Raw genomic sequence first — 20,323 nt, forward strand, 5'->3', positions numbered from 1 at the left:
CTGCATGTTTTAGAGCCGGGCGTTTACCGAAACGTTCACCGACGCGTTTAGCGCGCATCTGCAGCGGGTGAGCCGGCTCCGAGGCTAGGGTCTGTTCCCGTTTCGTCGCGGCCGCGACGGAGCCAGTTTTGCGCGAGACAAGGCCGCGCCCGTTCCCGGCAGGATTGCGGCATTCATCCCATCCATGGGGATCGCACGAGTCGCGCAGTTTGGTCGTTCCAAATAAGCGACGAGTAACGCCGTATCGCGCAAAAACCGGCCCGTCCCTTCGGGTGGGGCCGCCTAGGTTGCGCGCCAAATGCCGCCATGCGGCGTTGCGGGACTTGGCTGGGGAGCGACGCGGCCGGCACGGCCTCGACGCCCCGGTACATGCGGCGCGCATATAGCCTGCGGATGAATCTCCACAGACCTAGCCCATGGTTCGAAAGCTTCACTGTCAGGTGCCGATAACGCCTCCGTCATCCTTGGTGATGAGCACCGTCGAGGAGCGCGGGCGAGTCTTGCCGTCGCTGGCCGGAAAGCTCAGCTCCGGGTGCTGCACGTTGATCCACATGGCGCGGTAGTCCGGGCTCCAGGTGATGCCGGTGATCTCGCAGCCGCGCGGGCCGACCAGAAAACGCCGCACCTCACGAGTCCGTGGGTCGGCGCACAGCAGCTGGTTGGTGCCCATCGCCTGCATCGCTGACTCCCCGTCGCCATAGTCCGTCTCGATCCACAACCGGCCGGCATGATCGAACGCCAATCCATCCGGCGAGGAAAAGATGGCGCCGTTGATGGTGCCGGTGAGGTTGGCCGGTACGGGCTGACCGTTCGCGTACTTGGCGCCGGGACGTTCGCCAGCCAGCAGGAAGATCTCCCAGGTGAACGCCGTCGCGGTCGGGTCTCCGCCCTCCTCGTTCCAACGCAGGATCTGCCCGTGCAGGTTGTTCGGGCGCGGGTTGGCCTTGTCGGTCGGTTGCTTCACGCCCCGGCCATCGTTGTTGGTCAGCGTCACGTAGACCTCCCGGCTGTGAGGATGCACCGCCACCCACTCCGGACGGTCCATGGGCGTCGCTCCGACGTGATCGGCAGCGGCGCGTGCGTTGAGTAGCACCTCGGCCTGATCGGCGAAACCATTCTCGACGCTCAAGCCGTTTTGCCCGTGCACCAGCGCCAGCCACTCGCCTCTGCCGTCGTCATTGAAACGCGCCACATAGAGCGTGCCGCTGTCCAGCAGCTCGCGGTTGGCCTGATCGGCACCCGCCACGTAGCGCCCGCTGGGCACGAACTTGTAGACGTACTCGCCCTTGGTGTCGTCGCCCGAATAGAAGGCCATGCGGCCATCCTCCCCCAACGACAACACCGAGCATTCGCGGCAATAACGACCAAACGCGGTGCGCTTGACCGGCGTGCTCTGCGGATCGAACGGATCGACCTCGACCACCCAGCCGAAGCGGTTCGGCTCGTTCACGTGGCCGTTGTGGGGTTGTGAAGGATCTGGCGTGGCGTTGAAGCGCGAGTCGGCGGTCTCCCAACCGTAGAGCTTGCTCAGACCCTCGCCGGCAACGCCGTAGCGCTTGTGCGAGACGCGCGTGGCCAGGTCCGCGGTGTCGTGGTTGACGAAGTAGTTGTGCCAGTTTTCCTCGCACACCAGATAGGTGCCCCACGGCGTGAAGCCGCTGGAGCAGTTGTTCAGCGTGCCGATGATCTCCCGCCCGCTCGGGTCAGAAGCCGTCTTCAGCGCGTCGTTACCCGCCAGCGGTCCGCTGACTGCCATGGGCGTCAGCGCCGAGATACGCCGGTTGTAGCGCGACGGCATGACCCGCTGCCACTGACCCTGCGCATCCTTCTTCACTTCGATGACGCTGACGCCGTGGGCCGCCTGTTCCTTGCGCACTTCCTCCAGCGGACGCTTACCGGCGGTGAGCGTCATGCCGTTGGGGTGCAGCGGCGGGTTGACGTACTCGTGGTTGATCACCAGCAAACCGTGGTTGTTCGGGTTTTCCGGAAAGGGGAAGAAATGCATGCCGTCGTGGTTGTCGCCAGCCTGCTTGAGCTGGGCCTGCCAATCGTCGCTGGCGTCCGGGTTCCACTCGGGTGCGTCGGCCATGACCGCGTCACCCCAGGAGAAGAAGGTCCGCGCGCTGTAGCCGGGGGCCACCTGCACGCTGTCGAATGCCGGGTCGAGTTGCGTGGGAATCCCGCTGAAGCCGATCAGCGAATCAGACTGTCCGGCGCTGCGGCAGGCGCTCAGGCTCCCGCCGAGAAAGCCGAGCGCGGCCAGGCCAAGGCTGCCCTTGAGCATGTTCCGACGGCTGCGATCGACCAGTTGCCCCAGCGAGGTGTTGGCACTGGGATTGATGGCCTGATCGTCGAAGGCGGAAAGGTTGGCGTGAAAACTATGAAAATCCTGTTTCATCAATGACTCGTTCGGCAAATGGATCTGCTGCGCATCATTGGATGCGGTAGTGGAAGGTGTTCTTCACTTCGGGGACGGACACTGAACGCCCGTCGATGACACGGGGCTGATAGCGAAAGCTCTTGGCGGCGGTGAGCGAAGGCCGGATGAACAGCGGATGGCAGTCATCCAGCGCCTTCGGATTCTCGATCCGCCCCTGTGGGTTGACCGAATAACTCACGGTGCAGGTGCCTTCGATACCCTTGTCCAGCGCACGTTGCGGGTAGGCTGGCGCGTCCTTGGCGATCGGCAGGTACTGGCGATTGGCAGCTGCGGCAGCTTCGGCTTGGCGTGCCCGTTCAGCGGCGGCAGCCGCTTCAGCCTGCGCTGCCTGCTCGCGCTGTCGCGCCTCGCGGGCCAACTGTTCACGACGCTGGGCTTCGTGCTGCTGACGCTCGGCCTCGAGCCGCTCTTGCCGCTCGCGCTCCAATTGCTGCTTGCGTTGCCGTTCTTTAACGCGCTGCTCTTCTGCCAGTCGTTCCAGTTCGGCGCGCTTGTAGGCGAGCTCGGCCTGTTCGAGCCGATGCTGTTCGATTCGCGGATCGGCTTGCGGTTCCTCGACCACGTCTCGAACCACGGTCTCGACCGGCTCCGGCTCCGGCAACGGCGTCGGCTCGGGTTCGACAGGCGGCGCGACCACGGGTTGCGGAGCCGGCAAGCTGACCAGCTGGGTCTTGAGTACCTGTGTCGAGCTGGGTGCCGTCAGCTCCGGCGTCCAACCGTGCAACAGCAGGCCGAATACCGCCACGTGCAGCGCGACGGTCACCACCGCTGCGCTGGCATGGCTGAGCCACTGCGGCCGGGGTGCTGGATAGCTGTTGGGCAATGTCATGACCAGGCTGCTCATGGCGCGGGCTGTCCGGGCGGCGCCTCGGTGATCAGGCCGAGACTCACCACGCCGCCGCGCTGCAACTCGGCGATCCCGGCCACCACGCGGCCATAATCGGCAGCGTCATCGGCGCGCACATACACCTGGGTGTCGCCGCGCTCGGCGATGATCGCCGCGACTTTCTCACGCATTTCCTCAAGGTCGATCGCGCTGTCGGTCTGGTCCTCGGCGTTCAGCTCGTTGCCCAGGTTCCAGTAGAAACCACCGTCGGCCTTCACCGAGAGCGTGAGGATCTGGCGCTCGTTCTCCGTGGGCATCGCCTCGGCCGCAACCTTAGGCAGTTCGATCTTCACGCCCTGCACCAGCATCGGCGCGGTGACCATGAAGATCACCAGCAGCACCAGCATCACGTCGATGTAAGGGACCACATTCATTTCGGCCTTGGGGCCGTGTTTACGCTGTGGTTTGACCAGCATGGCGAGGCTCCTTTCAGGCGGCTGCGGCGACGCTGGGCGATGCGGCATGCAGGCGACGATGCAACCGCGCCTGCAATTCGTTGGCGAAGCTGTAATAGCGACTGCTCAGGGTCTGGCCACGCGCGGAGAAGCGGTTGTAAGCCATCACCGCCGGGATCGCCGCAAACAGGCCAATGGCCGTGGCGATCAGTGCTTCAGCAATGCCCGGAGCGACGGTCGAAAGTGTCGCCTGCTGCACCATGGACAGGCCGAGAAATGAATTCATGATGCCCCACACGGTGCCGAACAGGCCGATGTAGGGACTCACCGAGCCGACGGTAGCGAGAAACTGAAGACCGCTTTCGAGCCGCTCCTCCTGTTCCGCGATGGCCACGTAGAGGGTGCGCTCGACGCCTTCGATCACCGCATCCGGTGCGATACCAGGCTGGCGTTGCAGTTGGCTGAACGCCTGATAACCGGCCAGAAAGATGCGTTGCAATGCCGCCTCGTTTGGGAGCGCCTGTTCGCTGCCGTCCCGGTACAGCTGGGCAAGTTCGCCGCCGCTACGAAAGCGTTGCAGGAAGGTATTCAGCAATCGTTCGCTGCGCCGCAACGCGGCTCCTCGTTGGATGATCAGATACCAGCTGGCGACCGAAGCCAGCACCAGCGTGATCATCACCAGCTGCACCATCAGGCTGGCCTCGCTGACCAGCCCCCAGACCGACATGTGTTCGAGTGTGCTTTGCATAGTTTCCTCCAGGCCGTCCGACGCGACGGCCTCGTATTTGATTGCACCGGCATGACCATGCGATGACAGTCACGCCAGATATGCGGAACGACCGCTCAGTCCAGACCCAATGCCTCGGCAACGGCCGCCCAGGGCAGGTACTTGTAGTTCTGTGGCCCCTCGGGCATGCGCTTGCGGCCGTCCTGCACCACCAGCATTCCGCGGCTCCAGACACCTCCGAGATTGGCCGAGGTGACCTCAAGACCGTCGGTTTCCGAAGCGCCATCGATGCCCAGCTGGGCGTTCAAGCCCACACGGAAGGCGCCGCGCACGGCGTAGGGCGCGCGGGCATCGAGCACCACATAGCTGTCGTTGCCCTGGCTGGAAATCACAAGGTAGTCAGCCTTTTCGCCCTGGTAGATCGCCAGACCTTCGATGTCGTCGTGCACCGGGCCGCCCACCCCAATGACCTTCTCCAGTACGGTCGGCGCGTCAGCACGGGCATCGAGCGTCCACACCGCGACATCTTCCTCACCGACATACAAACGCTGGTTACGGTCGTCGGCCACGCAGCCTTCCGGCTGGGTCTCGACTTTGAAGCGACGGACCAGTTCACCGCGCGGCTCACCCGTAACGCCATCCAAGCGGTATTGCAGGAATCGGCCGTCCTTGTCGTTGGCGATGGCGTGGATGGCGCCCTGCTCGTCCTTGAACATGCACAGGCCGTAGATATCACCGAGCGGCGTCTCGATCTGGCCGATGTCGCTCAGCCAGCCGCTGCGTTGGTCGATGGCAAACAGATGCAGACTGTTGTGATCGCGGTTGCTGGCGACGGCCAGATCGACCGGCTTGCCGCCCAGCGAAAAGCCCGAACGCACATCGACGTTGTTTAGCCGTCCCACCGACAGGTACTGCAACTGCTTGCCAGCCATGTCGTAGACACCCAGCCCGCCCTTCTTGTCGGTACCGAGCACTCGGCTGTTGGAGGGGTCGTTCGGATTGACCCAGATCGCCGGATCATCAGCCGCATCGCCCAGACTCGGCACCGGATCGGTCTGGACCTGCGCTGGCAATACCGGGATGACGGGCATCGTGGCGGACTCTTCGGGTTGCCAGTCCAGACGGGCCCTGTGCGCACCGCGCTCGTCGACCAACAACAGCTCGAGGCCGCGCTGGGTCAGCCGAGCGCTTATCTGCTCCGGTTCATCGAGCGCGTCCAACGGCAACACCGATTGGCTGAGCCAAGCGCCGCCGTCTCGCCGATACAGATGCAACGCGCCCGTTTCCGGGTCCAGCACCAGCAGCCCGCCCGGCACCAGAGCGATACCGGCTGCGGCTTGCGCGATGCTCCCGAAGGGCTGGCGGATATCCACCGGCTGGCGGAGCAGAGGCGCCTCCGCATCTGCGGCATAGCTCCAAACGCCAACACCCTCCTCATTCACCAACAGCTCACCAGATTGATCGTCGACCTGGCAGTACCCGCTTTCCGGCGGCAGGCTCAGTCCGCGAACCCGTTGCGGTGCGCTCAGCGGCTGCTCGTCCACGGCAATCAGCCATTGTTCGCCGATGCCTTCTTCACCCAGCAGAAAGACAAATTCGTTGCGCGCCGCGTCCCGATACAGGCAGAGCCCCTCGATAGCGAAATCGGTCTTCGGGATATACAGCGGCTGGCTCCAGCGATGCGCTCGATCCAATCCGAGCAGTACAGCCTGCTGACGCTTCTGATCGATGGTGGCGACCAGCAAGCCGTGCTCGCCTGCGCGGTGATCGAGCCCTTCGAATCGGCCCTTCAACTGGCTTAGCAGCTGGCCTTGGGCATCGAACAACTGCAGCCCGCGGGCGTCGGGGCGAATCATCAGCTGATCGGCGCCCGGCCAGAAACGATCATCGTGCACGAGCTGGGCGTTTTCCGCTTCCACTACGGCTGCCCCATCGGCAAACGCAAGGTTCGGTACCGTCGAAGGCTGCTCGTCGCGCCCGGCCGTCTGGCAGGCTGCCAGCGCAATGCAGAGGCTCAACAGCAGAGGTTTATGCAAGGTTACGTTCATGGTTATTCCATTCAGCAGCCGCTGGCCGACGCCGCCCTGTCAGAAACAGGTCGGTATCGGGGCGGCGAAAGGGATCAGAAGTGGGTAAGGGTCAGGCCGAGCTTGTAGGTCGGGCCGTATTCCTCGTATTGGGCGTTGTAATTGCGGCGCCCGCTGTAGACGAAGTAGGACTCGTCGGTGAGGTTCAGCGCCTCGACCGTCAATTGCAGGTTCGGCGTGATGAAGTAGCCGGCCTTGAAGTCGAGAAACAGCTGCTCGTCGGCGTAGAGGTCGTGCGCCTCGTCATCGACACCTGATACTTCGGCCAGGTATTCGGATTTGTAGTTGGCCGCCAGACGCATATTGAAGACATCGTTTTCCCAGCCGACCATCAGGTTGCCGACCGTATCGGAGTGGTTCGGCAGATCGATGCTGCGCTGCCCGCCCTGCCCTTCGATATCGGCGTCGGACTTGCTGAAGGTGGCGTTGGCACCCAGCAGCACGCCGTTCCACGGCGCTGGCAGCCAGTCGAGCTTCTGCGAATAGGACAGCTCGATACCATAGAGCTTGGCGCTGCTGCCGTTCTCGAAGCTCAGCGCCTCGTCGAAGCCGGCCCACTCGCCCGTACCGGCCAGATCGGTGTTGTAGATGAAGTTGTCGATGTCCTTGTAGAACAGATAAGCCGACACGGCGCCCGCGCGGCCCATGTAGTGCTCGATGCCGAGGTCGTAGTTTATCGACTCCAGTGGCTTGAGGTCGGGGTTGCCGAACGCGGCATCTTCACCATCGATAACGAAGCCTGGCGCCAGTTGTTCGAAGGTCGGGCGCACCACGGTATTGGTCCAGGCTGCGCGCAATTGAGTATCGGGGGTCAGTTGATAGCGGGCATGCAGGCCCGGCAGCCAATGGTCGTAACGGTTATCACTGGAGACGGCCTCGAAGTTGCCGTCGCGCAGGCCCGTTCCCTTGGCGCTGAACTCGGTGCCCTCGTAGCGCAGGCCGGCAATGATGCGCCATTGGTCCAGGTCCAGGGTGTTCATGAAATAGGCAGCGTTGATGTCCTCGCTCATGTCGAAGTCACCGATGCGCGACTCTTCTTCGTCGTAAAACTCACTGGCGTCCAGGCCACCGATCAGGCCTTCCAACGCGCCAGCATCGATACCCGGACCAAAGCGGCCAAGGGCGTAGTCGACGTTGCCGGTTTGGAAGTCAGCCAGGGTCAGGTCAGGGAAATCATCGTAGGCCCAGATATCGATGTCGTTGGTCTTGTCGCGCCGGCTGAGCTTACCGCCGACCTTAAACTGGGAGGCGTAGCCCCGAATGTCGTAATCACGGGCGAGATCCAGGCGAATGTTCTTTTCTCGGTCACGCGCGTCGCTCTTTTCCCACTCCACCTCGTCCAGCTCGAAACTCGCCGGATCGTAGAAGGACGAGTCGATCGTCAGGCCCGGCTTGCGGGTGCTGGAGAAACCCGCATCGCTGAAGTCGCCTACGAAGGTGGCGCCGGCGATGCCGCCCGGATTGCGCTCGCGCGCCTCGCTGTAGCCGAGCTGACCACTGATCGTCCAGAACCCCATCATGCGCTCGCCGCCGAACACGTAGGACTGGATGGTCTGGGTATCCTCGCGCGACTTCACCTCGCGCCAACCCTCGGCGTCGCCGAGCTCTCCTGCCAGTTGCGGTTCGGCAAACTTGACACCTGCGGCGTTGCGCGTCTCGGTGTCCTTGAAGCGGCTATAAAGAGTGCGCAGGTAATAACTACTGAGGTCGTCTGGCTTGTAATCGAAGTTGATGCCCACACCGGCACGTTCGCGGGTGATTTCATAATCGCGCTGCTCCAGCTCGCCAAGTCGCGCGCCATCCTCGAAATCCCAGGCGCCGCCGGTTTCGACGTTATCCGAGCCGAAATCGCGCTCCTGCCAGCTCAGCGCAGCAGCGACGCCGAAATTGTCGACGCCATCACCCAGGCTGAAACGGTTGCTGAAGGCGCCGGAAAACTTAGGGCTGGTCTTGCTGACGTTATCGTCGTAGCTGCCCTCGCCGCTGACGCTATAGAACAGGCCGTCGTGATCGAAGGCGGACAGGCTTTCTACCTCGATGGTGCCGCCCAAGGAGTTGGCATCCATGTCAGGTGTTAGGGTTTTGACCACCGACAGCGACTGCACCAGCTCCGACGGCAACACGTCCAGCGCCACCGCCCGGCGATCACTTTCCGGCGAGGGGACCAGCGTGCCGTTGATGGTCACGCTGTTAAGGTCCGGTGCAATACCGCGCACGCTGACGAAGCGCCCCTCGCCCTGGTCGCGCTCGACCGACAGACCAGGGATACGCTGCAACGCTTCGGCGGCGTTGTCGTCCGGCAGCTGGCCGATGCCGTCGGCGTGCACCACGCTCTTGACGCTGTCGGCGCTGCGCTGCTCCCTGAGCGCCTTGTCGATGCTGACGGCTTGGCCGATCACTTCGACGTGTTCCATGACAAGCGGGTCCTCCGCCCAGGCCGAACCGGCGCTGACGGCCAGGGCCAGCAGGCTGATGCGGAACCCTGCATGACGGATGCCGCTGCGGTATGTGCTCATGAACAATCCCCCGAACGCTGTTTACCGGGTCCATCCCGGAACTGAGGCGGACGGTAGGGTGGGGATATGGCGGTTCTGTTACAGGGGTTGGGAATGGGGCGGCAGACTGGGCTTATCGCGGTGGTTTCGGGTGGTGAATGAGCCGATATGACCTGTTCTGGTGGGTCGCGGGGTAAGGCATGTGGAGTAGCGGTTCGTGCCGCTGCCCGTTACAGCACAATCCGGGACGCCGGTTTCGCCCTGCTGGGCGAGTCACTTTTTCTTGAGTGGCCAAGAAAAAGTAACCAAAAAGAAGGCCACCCCTACATCCGGGTTTTGCTTCGCAAAACTTCCCTCCCTCCGTCACCGCTCCGGGGGCCGTCGCGAAGGGCCATCCCTGGCCCATCGCTCCTCGCTCGGCATCCATGCCTCGCGCGCCCCTGCGCAGCGCCTACGCTCGGCCTCCTGAAGGGGACTCAGGACCGAGTCGTCTGGAAGTTTTTGAACAGTGACAGCAGCAAAGCACCTTATTTGATGACGAAAGAACCATCAGACGCCGCCGAACGCCCCGTTCAGAAGGCCGAATGGAATCCGCGCGGAGGGGAGCGAGCGGCATGGATGCCGCGAGAGGCGTAAAGGGCCATGGATGGCCCTTGTACGCCGGCCCCGGAGCGTGGATGGAATGAGGGAAGTCGAGCGCAGCGAACCGGGGACGCCTAGTCCGGATGCAGGGGCAAGCGTTTTTGCTTACTTTTTTCGTGTTTGAAAAAAGTGAGTCGCCCAGCAGGGCGAAACCAAGCCATCAAGCAACTCTCCAATCCGCCTCACACCCATAAAACGAACAGCAGCTTAAAAAGCTTTGAGCCAATTCAACCCCCTCCCCCTTCATCCAAACGTCACATTCATCTGTTTCCGTGCCCCTCACGCACTGGCGCGCCTTCGCCACGGGGACCCGATGAAATCCTTTTTAAAGCTGCATGCTCTTACGCTGCTCGGCCTAGCATTCGCGGCCAACTTCGGCCTGCAGGTCTACCTCGCCACCGGCCAGCTCAAGCCCTGGGCCGAGATCGACTGGATGGACGTGGCCGGCGAAGGCGGCTCGGCGATCTTGGCGCTGGTTTGGCTGATCATGCTGCTGCACAGTCGTCCCGCCGGCCGGGTTACGCGGCTGCTCGCGCTCGGCCTTGCCTGCGTATTCCTGTCCTGGTGGATGGATGCATTGGATGAGTTCATCCAACTGCCGGAATTGGCGACCTGGGATAACTGGTTGGAAACCGCGCCGATGCCCGTCGGCCTGGTGTTGCTGACATTGGGCATTTATCACCTGAATCAGGAACAGCGCGCCATCAGTCAGCAGATGAGCAAACGCGAAAAGGGATTCCGCGAGCACCGGCTGTTCGACAAACTGACTCCGCTAGGCGCCGCCGAATATTTGCGCCAGCACGTGCAACTGGCACTCGTGCAGGCCCAGGCGGAGCAGCAACCCTTATCGTTGGTGGTCGTGGATCTGGACGATTTCAACGCGCTCAACCTGCGTTACGGTCAGGCCGAGGGCGACGCCGTGCTGCAGGCGATGGCTCACCTGCTGCTGCTCAATCTTCGCCGCCAGGACTTGCTCTGCCGGTTGGCGGGGGATCGCTTCGTCGCCGTGTTGCCGAACACCGGCGAGGCCCAGGCCCGTTCAATTGCCGACGAACTGCGCCAGGCCGTAGCCAGCCTGGCGCACAAGACCGCGCAGCACGGAGAGCGGGTGCAGCTGCGCGCCAGCACCGCGACGGTGATGGCCTTCGATGAGGATGCCGAGCAACTCCTCAAATGCCTCAACCTGAACCTGGCCAAGACCAAACAGCAACTGCCGCGCTGCGCCTGAGAACAGACCATGCCCCTCGGTTACGAATGTGACACGCGCTTCATCGCGGCTCATCACCAACCAGCCGTACTGATCGATCTGGCGTTGTCGCGCGGGATCGGCAGCCATCAGTTGCTGCGCGGCACCGGGCTGTTTTACGAGGACATCACCAGCGGCCTAGCCCGCATCAGTCCGACGCAGTTGCTCACGCTGATCAGCAATGCGCAACGCTTGCTGGACGCCGATGACAGCAGTTTTCTGCTTGGGCAACGACTGCTGCCAGGCCATTACGGCGAAACCAGCCACGCACTGAACCACGCCTGCACGCTGCTCCAGGCACTGGAACACCTGCAGCAATTCCGCGTGTTGCTCAGCCCGCTGCTGACACCGAGGCTGCTGCTCGACGACAAGCAGGCTCATCTGTACTGGGTGGAAAGTTGGGGCACGGAAGACCAGCAGCGTTTTCTGGTTGAGGCCAGCCTGACTGCGGTGGTCGCCATGACCCGGCGCCTATCGGGGGTGCGACTACCGTGGCGCTTTTATTTCAGCTATTCGCAGCCACGCCACGTCGAACAGTACTGGGTCCATCTGAGCGAGAACCTGACGTTCGACAACCAGTGGACGATGATGAGCCTACCCCGAGAGTACCTGCACACACCTTGGCCAAATGCCTCGACCACTGCGGGCCAGGTTGCCCAGCAGGCCAGCCATGCACAACTGGCGAGCCTAGGTTGGCAGTGCAGCTTTATCGATCAGCTGTATGACTACCTCCATACCAATATCCGCGCACCGCTGAACCTCGAACGGGTCGCTCAGGCGTTCGGGATGAGCCCTGCCTCTTTAAAGCGCAAGCTGCAAAAACAGGGTACTCATTTTCAGGAACAGCTCGATTTGGTGCGCAAGCACGTAGCGCTCTATCTGTATCAGATGAAGGGTTATAGCAACGAGGAAGTTGCGAGTTACCTGTGCTTTAACGACACCACCAACTTCCGGCGATCGTTCAAACGCTGGACCGGCCTTGCGCCGAGCAGCCTGAGCCAACTCTTCGATAGGTAGAGCCAAGGCCGACAGTATCGCTTTGGGCTTGGCCTAAATGGCCCACCGAAGGGGCGCAGGTTTGGCGACTATCGTGCAGAACGGGGTTCTACCTGGCTGTCATCCTGCCCGTCGCGATTGGCCGATATCTGTACCGACCCCGCGTCGTTCTGCTGACGATCCAATACTTTGAATGCTCGACGCAGCAAAAACGCCGCAATACCAGCCACAGTCAGAAATGCGATCAACACCGGTACGGCATGCTCGTTCATTGCGCTTTGTCTCATCCGTTTGAAAGCTTCGCGGCCGAGATAGCGAATTGATACTACGGGCTATCCATCTTTATACCAACGGTGCGGCTGTGTTGCTCGCCAATATCAGACGAGTGATGGCAAGGAAAATCTCTAGTTGTGTGCGACGAATCGGTCTGTCGTTGGTCCTAGACCATGGACCCGAACACACCAGAGCTACGGGGGCAAGATGAACCGGGACTACACCAGGCAATATCACCAGTTGCGTACCCACATCGATCACATGCTCGGCAGCGGTGCGGTGATCGCCGAGCGAGCGCCGCTCACGATCAGACGTGGCGATCAGCTTTTCCGGGTCTCGTGCGGGATGCTGATCAGCGAGCTGGCACTCGCTGATCGCTAAGGAGAAGCCGCTCGGGACAGCAGCAGCGAAAGCGGCCATCGGCGACACAATGATCACGCAGCAAGGCTGGCCGAAAACAGACCCGCTTTCTTCACACCAGCTGGTCGGCCGCTATCCGATGCAGGGTTCCGTTACCCCGTTCGAACGCGCTGATATTGGCCAGGGTGGTCTCAGTGATGTTGGTCAGCGCCTCGGTCGTGAAAAAGGCTTGATGGCCGGTGATCAGCACGTTGGGAAACGTCGTGAGGCGCATGAAAGTGTCATCGCTGATGACGCCTTGGGACAGGTCCTGAAAGAACAGCTGCTCTTCCTCTTCGTACACGTCCAGGCCCAACCGGCCGATCTTTCCGCTCTTGAGCGCGTCGATGACGGCCTTGGTATCGACCACGCGCCCACGACCGGTATTGATCAGCACGACACCATCCTTCATTCGCGCAATGGCCTGGGCGTCGATCAGGTGATCGGTTTGCGGCGTCAGCGGGCAATGCAGGGAGATGATATCGGCGCCGGCCAGCAGCGTTTCCAGCGGCACGTATTGCACCAACGCCTCGGCATCGGCTTTCGGGAAGGGATCGCTGGCCAGCACCTTGCAACCGAACCCGCGCATGATCCGGGAAAAAATTAGCCCGATTTCGCCCGTTCCAACCACTCCGACGGTCTTGCCGCAGAGATCGAAGCCCAACAGGCCATCGAGCGAGAAATTGCCTTCGCGCACGCGGTTGTAGGCACGGAAGGTCATGCGGTTGAGGCTCAGCAACAACGCGACCGCGTGTTCCGCCACGGCGTGAGGCGAATACGCCGGCACGCGCACCACCGTCATACCGAGCCGACGCGCCTCGGGCAGGTCGACGTGATTGAAGCCCGCCGAGCGCAGCGCGATCAGCTCGGTGCCGTTCGCCTGCAACAGCTGCAGGACCTCGCGGTCGAGGCGGTCGTTGACGAAGGCGCAAACACACCTGAAGCCTGCGGCCAACGCCGCTGTTTCGGCGGTCAAGCGAGGGTCGAGATAGACCAGCTCATGGCCGTGCGCCTGGTTGGCCTGTTCGAGGAAGCGGCGGTCGTATGGTTTCGTGCTGAATACCGCGATGCGCATGGATGGCTCCTTGATATCTACGACGCCGGTCTGCCGCGTGCTCCTCGCGAGATACGTGAGTCAGCCCGACGAGCGATAGGTCAAGCCAGCCCGTCGAATCGCGCATAGGGATTACTACAAGGTAGACGATAGCCAAGGAAGGCTACCATTGGATTGGCTTCGTGCTGGCGGCGCAGGTAATCGGTCGAGACCATGAAGTCCGTCAGCAGTCTACGTTCGAAGTTGTCCACCCGAAGATCGGTATAGGCGCTGCCGACACCGGTTTGTTGGCGGATCTTGTACAGCCCCATCAGTGCCGTGAGCTTCTCCGAACCATAGTGCCCGGCCATCGCATCGACAAACTTTCGCTGATCCTCGTCCGACATCTGAAAGTCGCCGACAAGCTGGTGCAACAGTTCGGGAATGAATACCTGGCGGTCTTCGTACACCCAGGCTGCCGGGCCGACAGCAGCAACGCCTAGCGCGGCGGCGGATGAGAGCAATAATGTGCGGCGCTTCATGGGCATTCCTTAGCTATAGAGCAGATCGGCGGCACGGATGGACAGAGCGGCGGCGGTCAGGCTCGGATTGGCCGGCGAGCAGCTTGGGTAGGTTGCGGTGCCCACAACGACGAGATTTCTCATGCGGTGGTGCAGCATCTGGCCGTCGACCACCGAGCCGTCGTCGACCTGCCCCATGCGCAGCGTGCCCTGGACGTGGGACTCGGTCAGACGCCATTCACGGAAATTGATCGATTCGACCGGCAACGGCGCTAGCAGCTTTTCCAGACTGTCCAGACCGTACTGGACGCCTTTCATGCCGTAATCGGACTCGCCTCGGTAATCGATGATCGCCTGGCCGTTCTTTGGATCGATGAGGACTCGGTTTTCCACGTTGGGCAGGTCTTCGCTGACCAGCATCAACGGCAGCGTCTGGTTCCAGCGACCGCGCTCCGGACGTAGGCCATACGGCCAACGGTTTTCGAAATAGACCAGACAGGCCGAATGCTCTTTGCGGAATGCTCCGTCGTAGAGCGAATAATTCAGGCCGGTTGTGATGGTACTGCCATCGAAATTGCCTAGGCCGTCGAGATAGACCTCGACGTTCGCACCCACCTGTTCATGCAGGCCCATGCCGGTTTCGCCATGAACGATATCCGAACGCAACAGGATCGCAGGACTCTGAATGGCATTGGCGCCAAGCACGAACAGATCGCCGAAAACCTTGAATTCGCGACCCTCGGAACGGATCGTGGCGCCCTTGACGGTGTTGCCTTCGTATTCGAGCGTGCGCACCTCTGTCTTCAGGCAGACGTCGACTTTGGGATGGTTGAACAGGTCGGCCAGACCGTTCTGCGCTGTGAATTTCGCGTTGACCGGGCATCGATTGCAGGTCGCGTTCGCGCAACAGACACCGCGAGTACCGGTCGCGACCCGAGCCCGACCGGTCGGCATGATGAAGTGATGGTCAGGCATTGCCTGCTTCATGATCATGTCGATCGACGAGCCCTTGTGCGGCGGCTGCGGGAACGGCTGGCTGCGAGGCAGCACCTTGGCCATGTCCTCATCGCCTGCGATCGACATGATCTGTTCGGCCTGGCAGTAATAAGGCTCCAGGTCCTCGTAGCTCAGCGGCCAGTCATTACCGACGCCATAGCGGCTGCGCGTGGCGAAATCGCTGGGGTGCAACCGAGGCGTCTGCGAGAACCAGCAATTCATGCCGCCGCCGAGCGCAATGGTGGTATTCCAAGGCTTCTCGCCGCGATTGTCGTACGTGGATTCAGGCGCGATTGCCGAACTGCTCTGGGTCTGGATCTGCCAGTCCCAGGGATGGAAATCACCCCATTCGATGATCAGCGCACGCCCGGTAAGGTGCTTTAACGCTTCGGTCAGAAAGAAACTGGAGCCGAAACCAGATCCTATGACGACCAACTCATAATGTGCCTTGTCGACATCCCTTGCGCTTACTCGGTTGATATCCACCCAACTACCCTTTCCATATCGCAGCGTCGTTCTCGGACGGCCGCCTCCAACAGTTCGCGCAGCTCCTGCTGCGCGCCGTAAGCGTTCCTTCCGCATCGGCCCCGCCGATCCGCAGTGTTGCCAGGTTAACTCGACCGGCGGTAGAGGCTTAAGTTCCCCCCGAGCCAGAGCGAGCTGGACCATTCACCCGGATCCGACTCGGTCAAACCATGGATTGGCCTCAAGCGTCGCGGCGCGACGCAAGCGGATGGATGGAGCCAACGATCGCCACGGTACCGGGTCGAAGCAGAACCCCCGACTCAACTATCGAGGCCCATCATGATTGTCCCAAACATCGCCACCGCGGCTCTCGCCCTGCTGGTCGCAACCAGCGCAGCAGCCAATCAGGAAACCCTCGATGACCGCCAGAATGCGAATCCGAGCCAGAGCGGTGAAGAGTCGGCACATGGCTACGAAAACCCGACTGGCGTCGATCCGGATCCGCGCATGACCGAGCAAGAAGCGGAAAACGCATACGAGCGAGCCGATGAGCAGGCAGAGCCTGAGGAAGAAAAGACAGGGCAACGCTAGCGCGTCTGGTCGTGGCCCTGTCTCTCATACGGCGCAGGGCTGCTATAGCGCTGCTCGCGCCTAGTTTCGGTCGTGATGAGTCCACCCAGTCGCCGCGTCGAGGCCCCGTCAGCCATCCGGACGGACCACTGCAGCGATATCACTCATGACGTCCGTCCACTCCTCCTCGCCTATTTCCATCAGGCGGAAGAAGCGCAGCGTGAAAATGCCTTCAGCGGCGAAAAAGGCGACACGGGCGCGGCGTCCTTCTTCGGTCGAGGTGTCGAGTCCGGCAAGGCGCTCCCGGTACCACGCCTGGGTCGACTGCAGGTGCTCGGGAGTTTGTAGCAGCGCCGCCAACAGACTCGCCGCCTTGGCGTGAGAACCGGAGTCCGAGCCGCGAGTGGCCTCGACATGCGCGCGCACCGCTGTCAGCGGATCGGGGTTGTCTCCGGCGATGCGCTGGAACTGCTCCGTATAACCCTTGCCCCAACGCTCGAACATCGCGTTGATCAGCTCATCCTTGGTGCCGAAGCTGTACTGCACGCCACCTTTGGTAATGCCCGCAGCTTTGGCGACGGCGTCTATCGTCAGTGCTGCGGCACCTTGTCGATTGACGATTCCTTCGGCCACATCCAGCAGTACCTCGCGATCGATGGTTCTCTTTCTGCCCACATTCATCCCTTTAAATTAAATACGTATGTATTTATATTCTGCCGTAACGTTTTCCCCCAGCCAATTGCTGGGATACAGGAACCGAGGACGACCCGTTGAAATCACCTCTTCGCTGGCTCGTGCTGGGCATATTGTCCAGTGCACTGCTGCTGATCGTCATCGACATGACGGTAATCTACCTGGCGTTGCCCAGCCTGACCTACGAACTGCGCGCCTCGGCCACCGAGAAGCTGTGGATCGTGAACGCCTATGCGCTCACGGTCGCGGGTTTGCTGCCCGGCATGGGCGCGCTGGGAGATCGCTTCGGCCACAAGCGAATGTTCATCGCCGGACTGGTGGTATTCGGCGGGGCCTCGCTGGGCGCTGCCTTTTCGCCTAGTGCCGAGGCGCTGATCGCCGCCAGGGTGGTATTGGCGGTAGGTGCGGCGATGATGATGCCGGCCACGCTGGCGATCATCCGTCACGTCTTCGAGGACGTCCGCGAGCGCGCCTTGGCGTTCGGTATCTGGGCCGCTATCGCTTCGGGCGGTGCCGCGTTCGGCCCGGTCGTCGGCGGTGTGCTGCTGGAACATTTCTGGTGGGGCTCGGTGTTCATCATCAACGTGCCGATCGTAATCTTAGCGTTAGTGCTCGCCGTGATCTGGGTGCCCGCCCGGCCCGGCAACCCTGAACGGCCCTTCGACTTGCTCGCCTCGCTGTGGATCATGGGTGCGCTGGTCGGACTGACGCTGGCCATCAAGGAAGCCGGCAAGCCAGACCCGTCAATGCTGCAAGCCAGCGCGGCGGCAATCACGGCGTTTGTATGCGGCTTGGCTTTCCTGCGGCGCCAGCGCCAGACGACTGTACCGATGATCGAATTCGCGCTGTTTCGCGACCGCAGCTTCTCGGCAGGCGTAGCGACGGCGTTGATCGCCTCGGCAGCATTGATGGGCATGGAGTTGGTGGTCAGCCAGCGACTGCAGTTGGTGGTCGGCTTATCGCCATTGCAGGCCGGTCTGGCCATTCTGCCAATTCCACTCGGCGCCTTCGTCGCCGGTCCGCTTGCCGGACTGGCGTTGCCGCGCTTCGGGGCCGAACGCATCCTGAGCACATCCCTCGCCCTGTCGGCAGCCGGGGCGCTGCTGTATCTGCTGGGTTATGGCGCCGCGCTATGGGTTCAGATTCTGTCGTTCAGCCTGCTCGGTTTCGGCATCGGCGCGGCAATGACTGCCGCCTCCAGCGCCATGCTGTTGCATGCGCCGCCAGACCGCGCCGGAATGGCGGCGTCGATCGAAGAGGTGTCATACGAGCTGGGCGGTGCACTGGGCATTGCCATATTGGGTAGTTTGATGTCCGCGGTGTATTCCGCAGCCTTAGCCGCACCGGCAGGCAGCGCGACGCCAGCGCTGGCCCGAGACAGCCTCGACGGCGCGCTGATCGCCGCCGAATCCCTGCCAGATGCCCTCGCCGCCCCGCTCGTCAGCCTGGCGCAAAGCGCTTTCGACAGCGCCTTCGTGACGGTAATGATCGGGGTCGTCGCCCTGCTCGGCGCGGCATCGGTCGGCATCGCCCTGTCCACCCGCCGCTCTCATTAGTGGAACGCGCAAGCAGCAGGACGAAGCCTCACGCCAACTGGAGATGCCAGCAAACCCGCCTGCATCGAAATGACCGCTCTGGACATCAAGGCAACACCTGGCTCGTTGCGCTGCATCAAAGCGGCATTGATCGATATGGCTCATAGCTGCGTTCGGCCGACAGCCTTTTCCCTTGCGCGAACGAAGCCTTTAATGGGTCGTTTTCGAGGTTATGCGGTCTATCCACTCAGGCGCAGTCGTAGCTGCTTGTTTTTCTCTGGCATGACCAACCTCGATGACATCCCTCTTGCAGCTGAATTCCCCAACCGACGTTATGGTTCTGGTGCTTGCGGCAGGCCGCGGCGAACGCTTTTCCGTATCCGGCGGCGCAGGCCATAAGCTCGACGCGGTGCTCGCCGGCCAGTCGGTGCTTTCGCATGTCCTGAACGCCGTAGAGGCCGCCGGACTGAAGTCTTTTCTGGTTCGCCCCGAAGGCGGTACGGATGGCATGGGCGAGTCGATCGCCATGGGCGTCAGGGCGACCGCCAATGCGCCGGCCTGGATGATCCTTCCCGGCGATTTGCCCCTGATCAAGGCGAGCACCATTCGACAGGTTGCACAGGCCTTGGTCGAAAACCTCATCGTCGTGCCGAACTGGCGCTCGCGGCGCGGGCATCCCGTCGGCTTCCAGCGGCAGTATTTCGCCGAGCTGGCCGCCTTGCAGGGAGATACCGGTGCGTCCGCGATCGTGCGGGCCAACAAGTTGCTAGGGCGGGTCCTGGAGCTTTCGGTGGAGGACCCGGGCGCCATCATCGACGTGGATACCAGTGATGATCTGACATTGGCGCGGCACCTGCTGCAGATCCGGCAGACATCTGATTTCGAGGGGGAACCCAATGGAAAGTATTGACCTCATCGTTCTGCGCACCGCCAGCACCTGGCTCGCGCAGGGCCGCCGCGTGATGCTCGCCACCGTGGTGAGGACCTGGGGATCTTCGCCGCGCCCGACCGGCTCGATGATGGCCTTGCGTGACGATGGCCGGGCGGTGGGAAGCGTTTCCGGCGGTTGCATCGAGGATGATCTGATCCATCGTTACACCACGGCATTCGGCGCTGCGGGACTTCCACAAGGCACGCCCGAGGTGGTGCGCTACGGCGTAAGCGCCGACGAGGCCCATCGTTTCGGCCTGCCCTGCGGCGGAACGCTTGAGCTCGTGCTGGAGTTCGACCCGGCGCTGGAGTCATTGGAGAAACTGCTGTTCGATCTCGACCGTGGCAACCTCGTACGCCGATCCTTAGACATCGCCAGCGGTGAGGTGGCACTGACGAGCACGCCAACCCCCGAGGCGCTGCAGTTCGATGGCACGCGGCTGATCAATACCCTCGGTCCTGGTTATCGCATGCTGCTGATCGGCGCTGGTGCACTCGCGGAGTATGTCGCCACCATGGCGCTGTTCAACGGCTTCAAGGTGACGGTGTGCGACCCGCGCATCGAGTACATGGACACCTGGTCGGTGGCCGAAGTGGAACTGGTCAGCGGCATGCCGGACGACGAGGTCGTCGCCTTCCGACCCGACCCGCGCAGCTGCGTCATCGCCTTGAGCCACGACCCCAAGCTGGATGACCTCGCCCTGCTGGCGGCTCTGCAGAGTCCGGCGTTCTATGTCGGCGCCATCGGCTCGCGGCGCAACAACCAGAGCCGGCGAGAACGGCTGATCGCTCACTTCGGCGAGACTGAGCAATCCCTGCAACGCCTCCGCGGTCCGATCGGCATCTACATTGGCAGCAAGACGCCGGCAGAAATCGCGGTGAGCGTCATGGCCGAGGTCCTGGCGGTGAAGAACGCTGTGCCGCTCGCCCGCGACCAGTTGGTGGCCGAGGCCAAGAAGCAGCAGGAAGCCATGAGCCCAGCATGGGCCTGATC

At 62.2% G+C, this 20,323-nt stretch carries 18 protein-coding genes; 7 read left to right on the forward strand and 11 right to left on the reverse strand.

Translation table 11 applies throughout. The features are described from left to right. Positions 1-436: 436 nt before the first annotated feature. From NA645_RS00315 to NA645_RS00340, 6 genes are all read right to left on the reverse strand, one after another. A complete protein-coding gene (locus NA645_RS00315) occupies positions 437-2,398 on the reverse strand; it encodes a PhoX family protein (protein WP_256046962.1) in 1,962 nt (653 codons plus the stop codon). 34 nt (positions 2,399-2,432) lie between these two features. Next, the gene (locus NA645_RS00320) at positions 2,433-3,284 is read right to left on the reverse strand and encodes a TonB family protein (RefSeq protein WP_256046963.1); all 852 of its coding nucleotides are present in this window, start codon (positions 3,282-3,284) and stop codon (positions 2,433-2,435) included. Next, the gene (gene tolR / locus NA645_RS00325) at positions 3,281-3,742 is read right to left on the reverse strand and encodes a protein TolR (RefSeq protein ID WP_256046964.1); all 462 of its coding nucleotides are present in this window, start codon (positions 3,740-3,742) and stop codon (positions 3,281-3,283) included. Before tolR ends, NA645_RS00320 begins: the two co-directional genes overlap by 4 nt. 13 nt (positions 3,743-3,755) lie before the next feature. Next, the gene (gene tolQ, locus NA645_RS00330) at positions 3,756-4,469 is read right to left on the reverse strand and encodes a protein TolQ (RefSeq protein WP_256046965.1); all 714 of its coding nucleotides are present in this window, start codon (positions 4,467-4,469) and stop codon (positions 3,756-3,758) included. A gap of 95 nt (positions 4,470-4,564) precedes the next feature. After that, positions 4,565-6,496 carry a phytase gene (locus tag NA645_RS00335; protein ID WP_256046966.1) on the reverse strand — a complete coding sequence of 644 codons (1,932 nt, stop codon included), beginning with the start codon at positions 6,494-6,496 and terminating at the stop codon, positions 4,565-4,567. 74 nt (positions 6,497-6,570) lie between these two features. Further along, complete coding sequence (locus NA645_RS00340) at positions 6,571-9,051, reverse strand: TonB-dependent receptor (protein WP_256046967.1); 2,481 nt, start codon at positions 9,049-9,051, stop codon at positions 6,571-6,573. 934 nt (positions 9,052-9,985) lie between these two features. Between NA645_RS00340 and NA645_RS00345 the strand changes: the two genes are divergently transcribed. Both NA645_RS00345 and NA645_RS00350 read left to right on the forward strand, forming a co-directional pair. Next, a complete protein-coding gene (locus NA645_RS00345) occupies positions 9,986-10,900 on the forward strand; it encodes a GGDEF domain-containing protein (RefSeq protein WP_256046968.1) in 915 nt (304 codons plus the stop codon). Between the two features lie 9 nt (positions 10,901-10,909). After that, complete coding sequence (locus NA645_RS00350; RefSeq protein WP_256046969.1) at positions 10,910-11,935, forward strand: AraC family transcriptional regulator; 1,026 nt, start codon at positions 10,910-10,912, stop codon at positions 11,933-11,935. Between the two features lie 68 nt (positions 11,936-12,003). Here the strand turns inward: NA645_RS00350 and NA645_RS00355 are convergent, their stop codons facing one another. Then, complete coding sequence (locus tag NA645_RS00355; RefSeq protein WP_256046970.1) at positions 12,004-12,186, reverse strand: hypothetical protein; 183 nt, start codon at positions 12,184-12,186, stop codon at positions 12,004-12,006. A 208-nt stretch (positions 12,187-12,394) separates the two neighbouring features. Here NA645_RS00355 and NA645_RS00360 point away from each other — a divergent pair, with 208 nt between their 5' ends. Next, positions 12,395-12,568, forward strand: coding sequence for a hypothetical protein (locus NA645_RS00360; RefSeq protein WP_256046971.1), 174 nt, complete (start codon positions 12,395-12,397; stop codon positions 12,566-12,568). Between the two features lie 91 nt (positions 12,569-12,659). Here NA645_RS00360 and NA645_RS00365 read toward each other — a convergent pair whose 3' ends face one another. The 3 genes from NA645_RS00365 to NA645_RS00375 form a co-directional block, all read right to left on the reverse strand. After that, positions 12,660-13,661, reverse strand: coding sequence for a 2-hydroxyacid dehydrogenase (locus tag NA645_RS00365; RefSeq protein WP_256046972.1), 1,002 nt, complete (start codon positions 13,659-13,661; stop codon positions 12,660-12,662). An 80-nt stretch (positions 13,662-13,741) separates the two neighbouring features. Further along, entirely contained in the window at positions 13,742-14,161 is a 420-nt protein-coding gene (locus NA645_RS00370; RefSeq protein WP_256046973.1) for a hypothetical protein, read from the reverse strand. A gap of 9 nt (positions 14,162-14,170) precedes the next feature. Next, on the reverse strand, positions 14,171-15,622 hold the full coding sequence (locus NA645_RS00375) for a GMC oxidoreductase (RefSeq protein WP_256046974.1): 1,452 nt from the start codon (positions 15,620-15,622) through the stop codon (positions 14,171-14,173). 318 nt (positions 15,623-15,940) lie between these two features. Here NA645_RS00375 and NA645_RS00380 point away from each other — a divergent pair, with 318 nt between their 5' ends. Beyond that, on the forward strand, positions 15,941-16,192 hold the full coding sequence (locus NA645_RS00380; protein WP_256046976.1) for a hypothetical protein: 252 nt from the start codon (positions 15,941-15,943) through the stop codon (positions 16,190-16,192). Positions 16,193-16,300: 108 nt separating this feature from the next. Here the strand turns inward: NA645_RS00380 and NA645_RS00385 are convergent, their stop codons facing one another. Then, positions 16,301-16,846, reverse strand: a complete 546-nt coding sequence (locus NA645_RS00385) for a TetR/AcrR family transcriptional regulator (RefSeq protein ID WP_256046978.1) — start codon at positions 16,844-16,846, stop codon at positions 16,301-16,303. Positions 16,847-16,941: 95 nt separating this feature from the next. On the opposite strand from NA645_RS00385, the gene NA645_RS00390 reads away from it, so the two are divergent. The 3 genes from NA645_RS00390 (at position 16,942) to NA645_RS00400 (ending at position 20,321) form a co-directional block, all read left to right on the forward strand. After that, a complete protein-coding gene (locus NA645_RS00390) occupies positions 16,942-18,420 on the forward strand; it encodes an MFS transporter (RefSeq protein WP_256046979.1) in 1,479 nt (492 codons plus the stop codon). A gap of 313 nt (positions 18,421-18,733) precedes the next feature. Further along, entirely contained in the window at positions 18,734-19,309 is a 576-nt protein-coding gene (locus NA645_RS00395) for a nucleotidyltransferase family protein (protein WP_256046980.1), read from the forward strand. After that, positions 19,296-20,321 carry an XdhC family protein gene (locus NA645_RS00400; RefSeq protein WP_256046981.1) on the forward strand — a complete coding sequence of 342 codons (1,026 nt, stop codon included), beginning with the start codon at positions 19,296-19,298 and terminating at the stop codon, positions 20,319-20,321. Before NA645_RS00395 ends, NA645_RS00400 begins: the two co-directional genes overlap by 14 nt. Positions 20,322-20,323: the final 2 nt, after the last annotated feature.

It is taken from the genome of Stutzerimonas stutzeri (assembly GCF_024448955.1).
In the GTDB taxonomy this organism is placed as follows: Bacteria; Pseudomonadota; Gammaproteobacteria; order Pseudomonadales; family Pseudomonadaceae; genus Stutzerimonas; species Stutzerimonas stutzeri_AQ.

Bases quoted from the DNA above. Each gene is read 5' to 3' on its own strand.
- NA645_RS00315 (WP_256046962.1), bottom strand. From the start codon at position 2,398: ATGAAACAGGATTTTCATAGTTTTCACGCCAACCTTTCCGCCTTCGAC.
- NA645_RS00320 (WP_256046963.1), bottom strand. From the start codon at position 3,284: ATGAGCAGCCTGGTCATGACATTGCCCAACAGCTATCCAGCACCCCGG.
- tolR (WP_256046964.1), bottom strand. From the start codon at position 3,742: ATGCTGGTCAAACCACAGCGTAAACACGGCCCCAAGGCCGAAATGAAT.
- tolQ (WP_256046965.1), bottom strand. From the start codon at position 4,469: ATGCAAAGCACACTCGAACACATGTCGGTCTGGGGGCTGGTCAGCGAG.
- NA645_RS00335 (WP_256046966.1), bottom strand. From the start codon at position 6,496: ATGAACGTAACCTTGCATAAACCTCTGCTGTTGAGCCTCTGCATTGCG.
- NA645_RS00340 (WP_256046967.1), bottom strand. From the start codon at position 9,051: ATGAGCACATACCGCAGCGGCATCCGTCATGCAGGGTTCCGCATCAGC.
- NA645_RS00345 (WP_256046968.1), top strand. From the start codon at position 9,986: ATGAAATCCTTTTTAAAGCTGCATGCTCTTACGCTGCTCGGCCTAGCA.
- NA645_RS00350 (WP_256046969.1), top strand. From the start codon at position 10,910: ATGCCCCTCGGTTACGAATGTGACACGCGCTTCATCGCGGCTCATCAC.
- NA645_RS00355 (WP_256046970.1), bottom strand. From the start codon at position 12,186: ATGAACGAGCATGCCGTACCGGTGTTGATCGCATTTCTGACTGTGGCT.
- NA645_RS00360 (WP_256046971.1), top strand. From the start codon at position 12,395: ATGAACCGGGACTACACCAGGCAATATCACCAGTTGCGTACCCACATC.
- NA645_RS00365 (WP_256046972.1), bottom strand. From the start codon at position 13,661: ATGCGCATCGCGGTATTCAGCACGAAACCATACGACCGCCGCTTCCTC.
- NA645_RS00370 (WP_256046973.1), bottom strand. From the start codon at position 14,161: ATGAAGCGCCGCACATTATTGCTCTCATCCGCCGCCGCGCTAGGCGTT.
- NA645_RS00380 (WP_256046976.1), top strand. From the start codon at position 15,941: ATGATTGTCCCAAACATCGCCACCGCGGCTCTCGCCCTGCTGGTCGCA.
- NA645_RS00395 (WP_256046980.1), top strand. From the start codon at position 18,734: ATGGTTCTGGTGCTTGCGGCAGGCCGCGGCGAACGCTTTTCCGTATCC.
- NA645_RS00400 (WP_256046981.1), top strand. From the start codon at position 19,296: ATGGAAAGTATTGACCTCATCGTTCTGCGCACCGCCAGCACCTGGCTC.